Source organism: Streptomyces sp. NPDC059008 (assembly GCF_042749045.1).
GTDB lineage: Bacteria > Actinomycetota > Actinomycetes > Streptomycetales > Streptomycetaceae > Streptomyces.
The window spans coordinates 1-14539 of record NZ_JBHYJC010000086.1; the positions used below are offsets into that span (position 1 = coordinate 1).

Annotated in this window: 14 protein-coding genes and 1 pseudogene; 7 read left to right on the top strand and 8 right to left on the bottom strand. The window is 70.8% G+C overall.

The genetic code is table 11. From position 1 onward, the window contains the following. Positions 1-206 precede the first annotated feature (206 nt). The 4 genes from gcl to ACFWZH_RS38795 form a co-directional block, all read right to left on the bottom strand. Positions 207-1988, bottom strand: coding sequence for a glyoxylate carboligase (gene gcl / locus ACFWZH_RS38780; RefSeq protein WP_384443014.1), 1782 nt, complete (start codon positions 1986-1988; stop codon positions 207-209). A 297-nt stretch (positions 1989-2285) separates the two neighbouring features. Beyond that, positions 2286-2777 (bottom strand): cupin domain-containing protein, encoded by a 492-nt coding sequence (locus ACFWZH_RS38785; RefSeq protein ID WP_384443017.1) that lies wholly within the window; start codon positions 2775-2777, stop codon positions 2286-2288. Positions 2778-2853: 76 nt separating this feature from the next. Next, positions 2854-3291, bottom strand: a complete 438-nt coding sequence (locus ACFWZH_RS38790) for a VOC family protein (RefSeq protein WP_384443020.1) — start codon at positions 3289-3291, stop codon at positions 2854-2856. A gap of 1 nt (position 3292) precedes the next feature. Beyond that, entirely contained in the window at positions 3293-3865 is a 573-nt protein-coding gene (locus ACFWZH_RS38795) for a DinB family protein (protein ID WP_384443023.1), read from the bottom strand. Positions 3866-3926: 61 nt separating this feature from the next. Between ACFWZH_RS38795 and ACFWZH_RS38800 the strand changes: the two genes are divergently transcribed. From ACFWZH_RS38800 to ACFWZH_RS38810, 3 genes are all read left to right on the top strand, one after another. After that, a complete protein-coding gene (locus ACFWZH_RS38800; RefSeq protein WP_384443026.1) occupies positions 3927-4892 on the top strand; it encodes a helix-turn-helix transcriptional regulator in 966 nt (321 codons plus the stop codon). A gap of 275 nt (positions 4893-5167) precedes the next feature. Beyond that, the gene (locus tag ACFWZH_RS38805) at positions 5168-5608 is read left to right on the top strand and encodes a VOC family protein (RefSeq protein ID WP_384443029.1); all 441 of its coding nucleotides are present in this window, start codon (positions 5168-5170) and stop codon (positions 5606-5608) included. A 229-nt stretch (positions 5609-5837) separates the two neighbouring features. Then, positions 5838-6638 carry a GNAT family N-acetyltransferase gene (locus ACFWZH_RS38810; protein ID WP_384443044.1) on the top strand — a complete coding sequence of 267 codons (801 nt, stop codon included), beginning with the start codon at positions 5838-5840 and terminating at the stop codon, positions 6636-6638. 25 nt (positions 6639-6663) lie between these two features. Here ACFWZH_RS38810 and ACFWZH_RS38815 read toward each other — a convergent pair whose 3' ends face one another. Next, the gene (locus tag ACFWZH_RS38815; protein WP_384443047.1) at positions 6664-7095 is read right to left on the bottom strand and encodes a pyridoxamine 5'-phosphate oxidase family protein; all 432 of its coding nucleotides are present in this window, start codon (positions 7093-7095) and stop codon (positions 6664-6666) included. A gap of 181 nt (positions 7096-7276) precedes the next feature. Next, positions 7277-8707: a globin domain-containing protein gene (locus tag ACFWZH_RS38820; RefSeq protein ID WP_384443032.1), complete on the bottom strand. Its 1431-nt coding sequence runs from the start codon at positions 8705-8707 to the stop codon at positions 7277-7279. 169 nt (positions 8708-8876) lie between these two features. On the opposite strand from ACFWZH_RS38820, the gene ACFWZH_RS38825 reads away from it, so the two are divergent. The 3 genes and pseudogenes from ACFWZH_RS38825 to ACFWZH_RS38835 all read left to right on the top strand — a co-directional run bounded on the left by ACFWZH_RS38825 (position 8877) and on the right by ACFWZH_RS38835 (position 10247). Continuing rightward, complete coding sequence (locus ACFWZH_RS38825; RefSeq protein WP_384443035.1) at positions 8877-9602, top strand: response regulator; 726 nt, start codon at positions 8877-8879, stop codon at positions 9600-9602. A gap of 105 nt (positions 9603-9707) precedes the next feature. Next, positions 9708-9830: pseudogene (locus tag ACFWZH_RS38830) on the top strand (IS5/IS1182 family transposase); the annotation flags it as partial. Between the two features lie 84 nt (positions 9831-9914). Then, the gene (locus ACFWZH_RS38835) at positions 9915-10247 is read left to right on the top strand and encodes an antibiotic biosynthesis monooxygenase family protein (RefSeq protein ID WP_384443038.1); all 333 of its coding nucleotides are present in this window, start codon (positions 9915-9917) and stop codon (positions 10245-10247) included. 70 nt (positions 10248-10317) lie between these two features. Here ACFWZH_RS38835 and ACFWZH_RS38840 read toward each other — a convergent pair whose 3' ends face one another. Next, on the bottom strand, positions 10318-10665 hold the full coding sequence (locus tag ACFWZH_RS38840) for a DoxX family protein (protein ID WP_384443041.1): 348 nt from the start codon (positions 10663-10665) through the stop codon (positions 10318-10320). Between the two features lie 132 nt (positions 10666-10797). Beyond that, the gene (locus ACFWZH_RS38845) at positions 10798-12471 is read right to left on the bottom strand and encodes a GAF domain-containing protein (protein ID WP_384443050.1); all 1674 of its coding nucleotides are present in this window, start codon (positions 12469-12471) and stop codon (positions 10798-10800) included. A 307-nt stretch (positions 12472-12778) separates the two neighbouring features. Here ACFWZH_RS38845 and ctaD point away from each other — a divergent pair. Continuing rightward, positions 12779-14539, top strand: a 1761-nt coding sequence (gene ctaD / locus ACFWZH_RS38850; RefSeq protein WP_384443053.1) for a cytochrome c oxidase subunit I, incomplete at its 3' end; no start/stop codon positions are given.

Genomic DNA, 14539 nt, shown 5'->3' on the forward strand with positions numbered 1-14539 from the left:
GCTCCAGCAACGGAAGCTCGGTGAACAGGATCGACAGATTGACGTTGAAGCGCGTGTCCGTGAAACCCATAAAGGCCGGCGCTCCTTCCGGATAGCGGATTTTTGTTTCTGTTCTACGGGATGGTGGCGGTGCCGGGCGCGCCGGTCAAGCGCGCCCGGACCACCGTCCGAGCCGGATCCGGGTCAGGTCCGGATCCGGCCCGGGGTCAGGACTTGAGCGGCTTGATCGCGGTGGGCGCGTGACCCGGCTCGGTCGCGATCTCCTCCCACTCGTTGACGCTGGCGATGTCCGTGCCGCTCATCGAGATGTTGGTGATCCGCTCCAGGATCGCCTCGACGACGACCGGGACGCGGTGCTCGGCGGCCAGCTTCTTGGCCTGCTCGAACGCGGCACCCAGCTCGCTGGGGTCGGTGACCCGGATGGCCTTGCAGCCCAGCCCCTCGGCGACCTTGACGTGGTCCACGCCGTAGACGCCCAGCTCCGGCGAGTTGATGTTCTCGAACTCCAGGTTGACCTGGAAGTTGATGTCAAGGTTGCGCTGCGCCTGGCGGATCAGGCCCAGGTAGGCGTTGTTCACCAGGACGTGGACGTAGGGGATCTTGTGCTGGGCGCCGACGGCCAGTTCCTCGATCATGAACTGGAAGTCGTAGTCGCCGGAGAGCGCGACGACCGGCGTCTCCGGGTCGGCGGTGGCGACACCCAGTGCGGCCGGGATGGTCCAGCCCAGCGGGCCGGCCTGGCCGCAGTTGATCCAGTGGCGCGGCTTGTAGACGTGCAGCATCTGGGCGCCGGCGATCTGGGAGAGGCCGATGGTGGTGACGTAGCGGGTCTCCGGGCCGAAGGCCTTGTTCATCTCCTCGTACACGCGCTGCGGCTTCATCGGGATGTTGTCGAAGTGCGTACGACGCTGCAGCTCGGCCTTGCGCTCCTGGGTGGAGGCGGCCCACTCGCTGCGGTCGGGCAGCTTGCCGGCGGCCTTGAGCTCCTTGGCCACCTCGACGAACAGCTCCAGCGCGGCCCTGGCGTCCGAGGCGATACCGAAGTCCGGGGCGAAGATCTTGCCGATCTGGGTCGGCTCGATGTCGACGTGGACGAACTTGCGGCCCTGGGTGTAGACGTCCAGCTTGCCGGTGTGGCGGTTGGCCCAGCGGTTGCCGATGCCCAGGACGAAGTCGGACTCCAGGAAGTTCGCGTTGCCGTAGCGGTGCGAGGTCTGCAGGCCGACCATACCGGCGTTCAGCTCGTGGTCGTCGGCGAGGATTCCCCAGCCCATCAGGGTGGGGATGACCGGGGTGCCGGTCAGCTCGGCGAACTCGACCAGCAGCTCGGAGGCGTCGGCGTTGATGATGCCGCCACCGGCGACGATCAGCGGCCGCTCGGACTCGTTGAGCAGCGCGATCGCCTTCTCGATCTGCGCCCGGGTCGCGGCGGGCTTGAAGGCCGGCAGCGGCTCGTACGTCTCGGGGTCGAAGTCGATCTCGGTCAGCTGGACATCGATCGGCAGGTCGATCAGGACCGGGCCCGGACGTCCGGAGCGCATCAGGTGGAAGGCCTGCTGGAAGACACCGGGGACCTGCGCGGCCTCCATCACGGTGGTCGCGGCCTTGGTCACCGGCTTGGCGATCGAGGCGATGTCGACGGCCTGGAAGTCCTCCTTCTGGATCACCGCGGTCGGCGCCTGGCCGGTGATGCACAGGATCGGGATGGAGTCGCCGATCGCGGAGTAGAGGCCGGTGATCATGTCCGTGCCGGCCGGGCCGGAGGTGCCGATGCAGACGCCGATGTTGCCCGGGTGCGTGCGGGTGTAGCCCTCCGCCATGTGCGAAGCGCCCTCGACGTGGCGAGCCAGCGTGTGATCGATCCCGCCCGCGCCCTTGAGCGCGGCGTAGAAGGGGTTGATCGCGGCACCGGGCACTCCGAAGGCGTTGGTCACGCCCTCGCGCTTGAGGATCTCCACCGCGGCACGGGCGGCTGTCATTCGAGGCATCGAGTACTCCTGCGTCGACCTGTCACGGGCACGCTCCGGCGAAGGACCGGAGTTCCTTAATTCCGCATCATGGAATTAATGTTTTGCTTTATGGAAGGAAGTTAGAGCGCGCCGCATCGCCCGTCAAGAGGACGACGGGCGGCTGATGCCTGAATGTCCGCGATCGCACGAGTTGAGCGGGCGGCGCGAGGCGCGGACGCCCCGGACACCCCGCGGGCGGGCATGCGAAAGGGGCTCCACCCCCTACGGGGTGGAGCCCCAAAATCGCCGCGGAAGACCTGCCCGCCGCCCCCGGCCCTACGGCACCGTGGGCGAAGGGACCTGGTAGGAGCTGGTCCGGTAGCGACTGCGGAACTCGGCCAGGAGCTCGTCGGTCGCCTCGGCTCCGGCGCTTACGGCGGCGTGGACGTCGCGGAAGTAGTTCTCGTAGCCGGCGGGCGTGTAGAGGCACAGGGCGCGCACGGGGACCGTTCCCGCGTTGCGGAAGCCGTGCGGGGTACCGCGGGTGGCGGCGAGCAGATGGCCGGGGCCGGCCGTCACCTCGCCGTCGCCGGTGTGGAGCGTCAGCTCCCCCTCGACGACATAGAAGTACTCGTCGTGCCCGTCGTGCACATGCGGTCTGGCGCCTATGGTGCCGGGCGCGAGGCGGAACTCCTCGAAGGAGAAGCGTCCGCCGGTGTGTTCACCGGTGAGCTTGAAGAAGTGCTCGACGCCGGCGACATCGAGGAGTTCACCGTCCTGAGGGCGGCGCAACAGCGGACGGGCGGGAGTAAGGGCCTCATCAGTCATGACCGCAATTGTGGCCCAGCAGACCTGCGTTGCGGCCCGTCGACCTCAAAGGCCGCACACCGGACGGGATCCGAGGTCAGTCGAGGCAGAACTCGTTGCCCTCGGGGTCGGCCATCACGATGTGACCGGAGCCGAGCGGAGGAGCGGGCTCGAAGCGCCGCAACCGGGTGGCGCCGTGGGAGACGAGCCGCTCGGCCTCCTCTTCCAGGGCCGCCATCCGTGCGTCGCCCGCGAGTCCGGGGGCGGCTCGTACGTCGAGGTGCACACGGTTCTTGGCCTGCTTGTGCTCCGGCACCCGCTGGAAGAACAGCCGCGGCCCGGAGCCCTCGGGGTCGACCACCGCCGAGGCGTCGTTGCGTCTCTCGGGCGGCACCCCCATCGCCTCCAGGGCCTGGTCCCACGACGCGAAGCCCCCGGGCGGGTCCTGCAGCCGGTAGCCGAGGGCCTCGGCCCAGAACGCCGCCATCCCGGCCGGGTCGGCGCAGTCGAAAGTGATCTGGAGATCGCGGGCCATCTCAGCTCGCCTCCCGGCGGGTGTGCAGGTGGAGATCGCGCAGCAGGCACACCTCGGAGAGATGGTGGATCAGCTCGCGGTTGATGTGCAGCACCAGCGCCGCCATAGGACGCTCGCCGTACGGCGCCTCCGCCTCCCCGCACGGGCGCGCGAGGCCGGCTTCGCCGAGGGACTCGACCCCGGCCAGCCATGTGGCGTACTCCGCGTCGAGCTGGGCCAGCGCCTCGGCCGCGGTCGCGGCGTACGCGAACGACTGGTAGTCGGTGGCCGCGCGACCGAAGTGCGCGGCGTTGCGCATCGCGAGCACGCCGACGATCACATGCCCGAGTCGCCAGGCGATCGTCGTGAACGGTCGCGGGTCGGGCTCCGGCATCGCGAAGTCGATGGTCATCGCGCCGGACCCGGCCTGCACCGGTGCGGTGCCGGTGCCACGCGGGCGCACGCTCCAGCAGCCGGGCGCCGGCTCCCAGAAGTACTCGTCGTCGGTGAGCCCGTCGAGGCGGTCGCGCAGCTGGTTGGTCCAGTGCCAGGAGAGCTGGTCTCGGAGCAGGGGGTTCCACGTCTGGTCGGTCATGGCTCCAGCCTTGCGCATATAGCGGACAGGTTCGTTCCGTGAAGCGTGAAACGATGAGCGCATGACCGTTGAGGCGACGACCGAACGGGTGCTGCGGCTGCTGGCACTGCTCCAGCGCCGGCCGTCCTGGACCGCCGCCGAGCTCGCCGCCGAGCTGGGGGTCACCGACCGCTCGGTGCGCCGCGACGTGGAGCGGCTGCGTGCGGTCGGCTACCCCGTGCACGCGACGGCGGGGGTCGGCGGCGGCTATCAGCTCGGCGCGGGCACCCGGCTGCCGCCGCTGCTCCTCGACGACGAGGAGGCGATCGCGACGGCGGTGTCCCTGCGGCTGGCGTCGGGCGGCACGGTCGCCGGTGCGGGCGAGGCGGCACTTCGGACGCTCGCGAAGCTCGACCAGGTGATGCCGCCCCGGCTGCGCGCCGAGGTGCGGGCCGTCCACGGCGCCACCGAGACCCTTGTCGGCCCCGGGGCCGAGATCGACGCGGAGCTGCTGGTGACGCTGGCGCGGGCCTGTCGCGACGCCGTGCGGGTGCGCTTCGGCTACGCCGGCCGCGACGGCGGGGAGCGCGGGCGCACGGTCGAGCCGGTGCGGATGGTCGCCACCAGCCGCCGCTGGTACCTGATGGCCTGGGACGTCGACCGCGACGACTGGCGCACCTTCCGGCTGGACCGGATGCGCGAGGTGGTGGCGACGACCTGGCGCTTCCGGGCGAGGGAGCATCCGGACCCGGTCGCCTACGTGCAGCGGTCCGTGACCGAGGCGCCCTACCGGTATCTCGCCCGGGTGCGGGTGCACGCCCGGCCCGACCAGGTGCGGGAGTTGGTGCCGCCCCAGGTGGGGCGCGTCGAGGACGATCGCGACGGCTGGTGCGTGCTCGTCGCCGGCGGGGACGACCTGGACTGGCTCGCCCTGCACGTGGCCCGGCTCGGGTTCGAGGCGGAGGTGCTCGACCCGCCGGCGCTGCGGGAGGCGGCCGCCGTGCTCGCCCGCCGCCTCGCGGCGATGGCCGGGGCCGGGACCGGCTGACCGACCCGGTCCACAAGCGGAACGTGCCGCCGTGGAAAGGCGTTTGCCTCCGCCCGTGATGATCACTAAAGTCGCTCGGGTGACTGCCGGGTCGGCCATGGGCCATACACGAGTGGGGTTCCCGGCCTCGGCGTGAGCGCGGCGGGGGTCTCCCCGCTCCAGCGAAGCCGAGAGCAGGGGAGGGCAAGAGCCCCGCCCCCTTTCCGAGTCTTTCTGTCCGGCGCCCGTATGCGGCGCCCCTCCCACAGATCCCAAGACCCGGAGACACACCACACATGCCGAACCACCTTCCGAACGCACAGCAGTACCCGAGCGCCCCCGAGCCACCGGCGGCCTCCGTCCAGTTGAACCACACCGCCGTCTACGCAAGCGACCGGCAACTCTCGGCCGAATTCCTGGCCGCGATACTGGGGTTGAAGGTCGGCGCGCCCTTCGGGCCGTTCCTCCCCGTCGACCTCGGCAACGGCGTGACGCTCGACCACTACGAGAAGCGTGACGAGCCGATCCAGTCGCAGCACTATGCGTTCCTCGTGCCCGACGAGCAGTTCGACACCATGATCGCCCGTCTGGAAGCCGTCGGGGTCACCTACTACGCCGACCCCGGCCGCACCGAACCCGGGCAGATCAACCGGCTGTTCGGCGGTCGCGGCGCGTACTTCGACGACCCGGACGGCCACAACATGGAAATCATGACCCGGCCCTACGTGCGTCCGTAGCCGACGGCCCGTAGGGCCTCGCCGGACGCCTCTCGCCTCGCCCTGGCCCCGGGCGCACGTCCGGGGCCGGCGAGGTGCGCCGGACACCTGGCAGTCGGTGTCGCGAAGAGGCGCCCAGGGGCGGCGGAGTCGTGTACTACTTCATCAAGGATTTCTCCGGCCGGGCCGGAACTCGATGCGCTGGACGAGCTGGACGACCTGTCCGAGCTCGATGATCGATGGGATGACGGTGGCTGATCTCGCGGAGTCCGTCGAATCGGTGGAGCAACTCGCCGTGGTCTGGCGTGCCATGGTGCTCGACCGCGATGCGGGTGCGGATGTGCGCGACCTGCCGGGGATCGCCGTTCGCTGGGCCGACTGCCGTTTCGCCTTCTGGAACTGCGTCACCCTGACCGACGTGGGCGCGGACGCAGAGCTGCTGGGGCAACGCCTGGGCCGGGCGGCGGACATCATGCGCGCCAAGAAGCAGCCCGGCTTCCTGTGGCTCTTCGAAGACCTGCTCGACGACTCGGCCCGCTCCGCGCTGGGGCCGGCGGCCGAGCGGGCAGGCCTGCAACACGCCTTCCCCGGTACCGGCATGGCCGCAGACCTGCTCCCCCTCCCCGAGCCGGTCCACCCCGATCTGACGTTCGTGCGCGTGACGACGGACGAGCAGTTGCGCGCCTACGCCGACCTCAACTCGCGCGCCTACGGAATGCCGTTGACGGACGGCCGCGACGGGCTCCTCGGATCCACGCGCTGGAAGAACGAGGTGTACGCCTACCTGGGCATGCGGGGCGACGTACCGGTGGCGTGCGCCGGTGCCGTCGAAGCGGACGGCCGCCTCTTCGTCGTTCTCGTCGCCACGGCCCCCGAGTGGCAGCGCAGAGGCTACGGCGAGGCGGTCACGCGCAAGGCGCTGTACGAGGGCGCCCGCGCCACGGGAGTGACCCGCGCCACCTTGCACGCGACCGTCGCCGGCGCCCCCGTATACCCGCGTATCGGGTTCACACCGAACTCACCGATCCACTTCTACGGCCTCAAGGGGTGAACCGGCGGCGCCTTGCCCCGCCTGGCTAGCGGGACAGCCGCAACCCCGTGACCAGGTCCGGGCGGATCCGCAGCGCGTAGGACATCCGGTGGTCGGCCCAGGGGTGCAGCAACGCCTGATAGTGCGCCAGGTCGTCGGGATCGGTCACCAGGCGGCAGTAGCCGGTCACCACCACGCTCCAGCCGCAGTGCGTGGCCGGGTCGATGGCGTCGGCCTCGTAGGCGACGACCACGCCCTCGTCCTCCGCGTGCTCGGTGAGGCTGGTCAGCGCCGCGCCCTCGTGGGTACGGATGATCACCTCGCCGTGGTGGAGGAGGTGGTTGACGGGGCGGATGGCCGGCAGCGCGTTCTGGGTGAAGACGATCCGGCCCAGCGACACACTGCCCAACAGGCGGAGGGCCTCGGCCCGGTCCAGTTCGGTGCTGCGGCGGGAGGCTTCGCGGTCGGCCCAGGCCACCGGCTCGAAGTCGGTGGCGGTCCCGGTGGTGTGCCGGGCCGGGATGTCGTTCACTGCGTGCTCCCTGTCCTGATGACACTGCTGATGCACTGAGGTGTCGGCCAGTAGACGCCCCTCGGCGGCGACCCGCCAGGGCCGTTCGGCCCGCCTCGGACAGCGCGGCCGGATGACCGTGCGACGTTCAGGGCCGGGTCGGCGTCACCGCGCCGCTCCGGCCCACCGCGCCGTCCTGCGTGTGCGCCGGGCAGCGGTCGGCCGGCGGGGGCAGTACGTCCGGGACCGGGTCGTGGCGGATCTGGTCGGCCGGCATGCCGGCCGCGGTCAGCCGCGCGACCGTGGCACCGACCATGGCCGCCGGACCGCTGACGAAGGCGAGGTGCTGCGACCACCGCCGGTCCCGCGCCACCGCCTCGGCCAGGGGCCCGTATTCGGACAGCGGGTCGCTCCTGTCCGGGGCGACGTCCTCGTCCAGCACCCGGACCACTCGGAGCCGGTCGTGGCGCGTCGCCAACCGGGTCAGCGCCGCGGCGTCGTACAGCTCGGCGCGGCTGCGGGCGCCGACGAAGAGGTGTACCCGCCCGGCCGGGCGCTGCGGAAGACCGGCGGTTCCTCGGCGGCGACCCTCCCACTCCTCCAGGAGCGCCTTGATCGGTGCCCAGCCCGTGCCGCCCGCCACCATCAGCAGATCGCGGGAGCGGTCCTCGTCCCGGAGCGTCATCGTGCCGTGCGCCGGGCCCAACCGTAAGGTGTCGCCGACCCGGGTGCCGCCGACCAGGGCCTCGCTGACCCCGCCGGGGCCGGTCCGCCGGACGTGGAGGGCCACCTCGCCGTCGGGCCCGGGCGCCGAGGCCAGGGAGTAGTGCCGCCACGCCTGGGGCATCAGCGGCGAGGCGACCGCCGCGTACTGGCCGGCCCGGTAGGGATACGGCTCGTGCGGCCGCACCCGCAGCACCGCCAGGTCCGGGCGGCGCCGCTCGTGCGCGGTCACCGTCCCCTGCCAACTGGGGGGTTCGGCGAGCGCGGCGTCGGCGCCCTCGACCATCGACGCGACGGCGAACCGCAGCATCCGCACCCACGCCTGTTCCACCGCCTCGGCCCAGCGGGGCCCGGCGGTGCTCCGCAGCGCCGCGCACAGCGCCGTCTCGAACGCCTCGTAGTGCACCGGACGCACCCCGAGCTTGCGGTGGTCATGACCCAGCTGCCGGAAGTAGGCGGCCACCTCGCCGGGGCGGTGCAGATTCTCGATCAGGTACCAGAAGGCGCGGGCGAGATGTGCACGCTGGAACTCCATGGACGCGGGGAACAGCGATCGCAGGTAGGGCCACCGGGCGAACATCTCGTCGTAGAGGTGGGCGATCAGGTCGCCGAACGGCGTGACCAGATCGAGGTACTGGGTGATCAGCCGCTGGTCCGCCGCGCCGTCGTAGGCGGCGGGCGTTAAGTCCGGCGCGGGTGACCGGCCCTGGCCGAGGATGCGCTGCCGCAGCCGCATGGCGTCGTGCCGGGCGAGCAGGGCGTGGTACTCGCCGCCGACGGTGTCCGCGGCGGGGCATCCGGACGGTACCGACGAGGCGGAACGCGGGGGCTGGTACGGCTGGCAGGGCTGGTGCATGGGATCGACCTCCTGACGGGGGGCGTCAGTATCGCAACGCGCTGCCTTGCCCGAAGGGCCCCGATCCCCCAGGGCCGTTCGGCCCTTGCGCTAGGCGCCTGGCGCGACGAACCTCGTGGTCGGGACCCTTGTGCCCCGCCGAACCGCGAGAACCACAGAGCGAGAGTGCATGAACCAGCAGCCCGTTCACCCTGTCCCCGCCGATGCCCCCGACGCACCGCTGCGCGTCTTCATCCTCGACGACCACGAGGTGGTCCGCCGCGGAGTACGGGACCTTCTGGAGGCGGAGGAGGACATAGAGGTCGTCGGGGAGGCGGGGGACGCCCGGCAGGCCCTCGCACGGGTGCCGGCGATCCGGCCACAGGTGGCCGTCCTCGACGTCCGGCTCGGCGGCACCGGCGGGCCCGAAGGCGACCACGAAGGCATCGAGGTCTGCCGGGAGTTACGGGCCCGCATGCCGGAGCTGGCCTGTCTGATGCTGACGTCCTTCGACGACGACGAGGCGCTGTTCGACGCCATCATGGCCGGGGCGGCCGGCTATGTACTCAAGCAGATCGACGGCAGTGCCCTGGTGCACGCGATCCGCACGGTCGCGGCGGGGCAGTCGATGCTGGATCCGCGCACCGCGACACGGGTGATGGAGCGGTTGCGCGACCCGGGCCGGGGCCAGGCGACCGAGGCGGAGACGTCCGAACTCGGCCGACTCTCCCCGCGCGAGCGGGAGGTACTGGACCTGATCGGCGAGGGTTTGACGAATCGTCAGATTGCGGACCGGCTGTTCCTCTCGGAGAAGACGGTCAAGAACCGGGTGTCCGCGATCCTGTCCAAGCTGGGCGTGGGCCGCCGGGTCCAGGCGGCGATGGTCGTCGAACGGCTGAAGGGCCCACGGGCCTGACCTCGACACCGGGCCCCATGGCGGTAGGCCCCGGAGCGGTACGGCCCCTGGGGCCGGGTGTACGACCTGATCCGCCGCCGGCAGGGGCACGGCACGGCACTGACCACCATGTCCTGGCTCGCCGACTGCCGCCGCCTCCACCGCCGCTACGAACGTAAGGCGGAGCACTTCCTGGCCTTCACCGCTGTCGCCTGCACCCTCATCTGCTACCGCAGACTCACCAAATGAGACGACTCCTAACGCGGTAGCCACCAAAGGATCACGTCAGTAGCCTTGGCGCCATATGCTCCTTACCAACGGAGGGCTTCTCGCATGACCACCCCGTTCGTCCGCCCTGAACCGCCGTACTACGCAGTGATCATCACCACTCGGCCGACCGCGGATCTCGAAGGCTACGCCGCGATGAGCGAGCGCATGGCCGAACTCGGTGAGGCGCAGCCCGGCTACCTCGGCCGCGAGTCGCTGACGGACAAGGACGGCCGGGACCTCATCGTCATCTACTACGCAGACGAAGCATCGATAGCAGCATGGAAGGCCCACCCCGAGCACCTCCAGGCACAGCGGCTCGGACGGGAACGCTGGTACTCCTCGTACAGCGTGGAAGTCGCGCGAGTCGAGCGCGCCTACGCCTTCAGCCGTGACTGAGGGAGAGACCCACCGCCAGCTAACGACAAGCTCGCCGTCCGCTACGAAGCAACCGTGTTCGTCGCAGCCATCAACGAAGGGCCAGGCCCACGGCCAAGGCGCCCACCGGCAGACAGAAAAATACGGCCCAGTAACCCAACTGGTAGTCACCGACCCGCAGGTGCGCACACAACGCACCCAGGAAGTACAGCACGAGGCCGGCGGCGGCGAGCGTGCCCAGCACCGGCACGACGAACCCGGCCAGCAGTCCCAGCGCGCCCGCCGCCAGTAGTGCGCCCAGCGGGCGCATCCAGGACCGAGGCACGCGCAATTTGTCCGCCTGGCTCTTGGGGTACTCGTGGCCGATGAAGTTGGCAGTGGCAGCCAAGCCGTTGATGGCCGAGGTGAGGAGGGTGAACACGAGGTAGGTGGCGAACACGAAAGTCTCCTTCTTCGCGAGAACGACGGCTGGTCGTTCGCCTCTCGGACGAGGCAGCGCCTCAAAACGTGACATGCCCCGTGCCACGTCGGTCGCCGCGCACACTTTCGACACCCCCTAGGCCGGACCGGGTCAGTCCGGCAGCGGCGCCCGCCAGACGATGCGGGTGCCGCCGCCCTCCGGCCTCTCGACGGCCAGCCGGCCGCCGTGCATGTCGGCTCGGGCCAGCATGTTGGCCAGGCCTCCGGTGTGCGGTGCGTCGCCGATCCCCACCCCGTCGTCCGTCACCGTCAGCGTCACCGCGTCCCCGGTCACCGACAGCGTCACGTCCAGATGGCGGGCACGGGCGTGGCGGGCGGCGTTGCTGAGGGCCTCCGCGGTCACCGCCAGGAGGTGCTGGGACAGGTCGTCGGGGACCGCGGCGTCGACCGGGCCGTCGATCCGCAGTGCCGGGCTGAAGCCGAGGGGGCCGGCCGCCCGTTGCAGGGTCTCGGTCAGGTCGCGGCGCAGACCGCGGCCGCCCTTGTCGTCCCCGGTGGTGCGCAGTCCGAAGATGGTGGAACGGATGATCTTGATGGTGGTGTCCAGGTCGTTGACCGCGCGGCCGACCCGTTCGGCGGCCTCCGGACGGTCGATCAGCCGGGTCGCACTCTGCAGGGTGATGCCGGTCGCGAACAGCCGCTGGATGGCGAGGTCGTGCAGGTCCCGGGCGATCCGGTCACGGTCGTGAAGCACCGTCAGCTCCTCCGACTCGGCCCGCCGACGGGCGAGTTCCAGGGCGATCACGGCCTGGTCCGCGAAGCCCGATATCAGGGTGACCTCGGCGTCGTCGAAGGCGGGCCGCCCGGCCAGACGGCTCAGCCGCAGTGCACCGCAGCCGGTGTCCACCTGGAGCGGGACGGCCACCGTCGGCCCGTACGTCTGCGCGGGCCCGCCGTTCCGCGCGGCACCGTGCGGCTCGGCTCCCCGAGGCGGGTGCCCGGTCCCGGTGCCGGGGGCGTCCGGGCCCAGTGGGTACGCCCGCGGGTCGGCCCGTAGGTCGGCGCTGACCACCGGCCGGCCGCTGCGGACGGCCATCCCGGGCAGTGAACCGTCGGCCGGCACCCGCAGCCCCAGGATCCGGCTCGCGCCCGTACCGCACGCCACCGTCACCGTCAGCTGGTCCGCGGACGAGGACTCGGGCAGCAGGACCGCCGCGCTGTCGGCGCCGGCGACCTCCTGCGCGCGCTCGGCGATCAGCCGCAGCACCTCGTCGGCGTCGGTGCCCGACAGCAGGCTGCGGGTGATCTCGCCCAGCGCCTCCAGCCACCGTTCGCGGCGGCGGCTCTCGTGGTACATGCGGGCGTTGTCGATCGCCACTCCCGCCGCGATGGACAACGTGGTCAGCACGGCCTCGTCGTCCGCGTCGAACGAGCCGCCGCCCCGCTTCTCGGTGAGGTAGAGGTTGCCGAACACCTCGTCGCGGACCCGGACCGGCACCCCCAGGAAGGTCCGCATCGGGGGGTGGTTGGCCGGAAAGCCATAGCTGTGCGGATGCCGGGTCAGGTCGTCGAGCCGCAGCGGCGACGGGTTGCGGATCAGCTCCCCGAGGATGCCGCGGCCGCACGGCGTCCGGCCGATCAGCCCGATGAGCTCGTCCGACATCCCGACGGGGAGGAACTGCGACAGCTGCCCGTCCCCGACCACGCCGAGCGCCCCGTACTCCGCGTCGGTGAGGGTGACCGCCGCCTGGACGATGCCCCTGAGCACCTGCGGGAGTTCGAGCCCCCGCCCCAGGCTCATCACGGCGTCGAGCAGGCCGCGCATCCGGTCCGGTGCGTGGAGCTGCGGCCCGTGCGGACCGCTCGCGGACGGTGCGTACTGCTGCGATTCGGACATGACCGTGCTGCTCCAAAGATCCCGTACGTCTGCTCGGAAGCGTACGTGATCAGCGCGGCGGCGCCGGCGGGCACGGATGTCGACCGGCCATCCGGAGGCGTCTGCGACGGGGGCCGGCCGGCCCGCCCGCCGAGGGGCCGTTCGCGGTCCGCAGGAGGGCTGTTCGGCCCTGGGGACCGCGGAGGTGGCCGGCTGACGATGTGTCTGCCGGGAAGGGCCGGTCTCCCCCGTGCCAATGGCTCTTCCCGGCTCCGGCCGCTCCCGGCCCGGTTCACGTTTCCGAGGTGGAGGACACAGCACCGTGAATGGTGGGGAAGTACGGACGACGGCGGTCGGAGAACCGGCGTGCGGCCGGGCCGTGGCCCGGCCGCCGCGTCGGCGCAGGGCGGCCGGGTGGCACAAGGCGCTGCAGTGGCTCACGACCACCGACCACAAGCAGATCGGAACGCTCTACCTCGTCGCGGCGTTCGTCTTCTTCCTCGTCGGCGGTGTGATGGCCCTGCTGATGCGCGCCGAACTGGCCCGCCCCGGCACCCAGATCCTCTCCAACGAGCAGTTCAACCAGGCGTTCACCATGCACGGTTCGGTGATGCTGCTGCTGTTCGCCATGCCGCTGTTCACCGGCTTCGCCAACTGGCTGATGCCGCTGCAGATCGGGGCCCCCGACGTGGCCTTCCCCCGGCTGAACATGCTCGCCTTCTGGCTGTTCCTGTTCGGTTCGCTGATCGCCGCGGCCGGCTTCCTCACCCCGCAGGGCGCCGCGGACTTCGGCTGGTTCGCCTATGCGCCGCTGTCCGACGCCGTCCACTCGCCCGGTGTGGGCGCCGACATATGGATCATGGGTGTGGCGCTCTCCGGATTCGGCTCCATCCTGGGCGCGGTCAACTTCATCACCACCATCGTCTGTCTGCGCGCCCCCGGCCTGACGATGTTCCGGATGCCGATCTTCACCTGGAACGTGCTGCTGACCGCGGTACTGATCCTGATGGTCTTCCCGGTCCTCGCCGCCGCGCTGCTCGCCCTGGAGATGGACCGCAAGTTCGGCTCCCACGTCTTCGACGCGGCCAACGGGGGCGCACTGCTGTGGCAGCACCTGTTCTGGTTCTTCGGCCATCCCGAGGTCTACGTCCTGGCTCTGCCGTTCTTCGGCATCGTCTCCGAGGTCATCCCGGTCTTCGCCCGCAAGCCGATGTTCGGCTACCTCGGCCTGATCGCCGCGACGATCTCGATCGCGGGCCTGTCGGTGACGGTCTGGGCGCACCACATGTACGTCACCGGAGGCGTCCTGCTGCCGTTCTTCGCCTTCATGACCTTCCTGATCGCCGTCCCCACCGGGGTGAAGTTCTTCAACTGGATCGGCACCATGTGGCGCGGCTCGCTGTCCTTCGAGACCCCGATGCTGTGGGCCGTCGGCTTCCTGGTCACCTTCGTCTTCGGTGGTCTGACCGGCGTCATCCTGGCCTCCCCGCCGCTGGACTTCCACGTCTCCGACACGTACTTCGTCGTGGCGCACTTCCACTACACGCTCTTCGGCACCGTGGTCTACGCGATGTTCGCCGGGTTCCACTTCTGGTGGCCCAAGTTCACCGGCAAACGGCTCGACGAGCGGCTGGGCAAGATCACCTTCTGGACGCTCACCGTCGGCTTCCACCTCACCTTCCTCGTCCAGCACTGGCTCGGCTCCGCCGGTATGCCCCGCCGGTACGCGGACTACCTCGCCGCCGACGGCTTCACCACCCTCAACACCCTCTCCACCATCGGCTCCTTCCTCCTCGGCCTCTCCTTCCTCCCGTTCTTCTACAACGTCTGGAAGACCGCCAAGTACGGCACCGTCGTCGGCTGCGACGACCCCTGGGGCTACGGCCGCTCCCTGGAGTGGGCGACCTCCTGCCCGCCGCCGCGCCACAACTTCACCTCGCTGCCCCGGATACGCAGCGAATCGCCCGCCTTCGACCTCCACCACCCCACCACCACCGCGGCCGACGAGGCGGCGAGG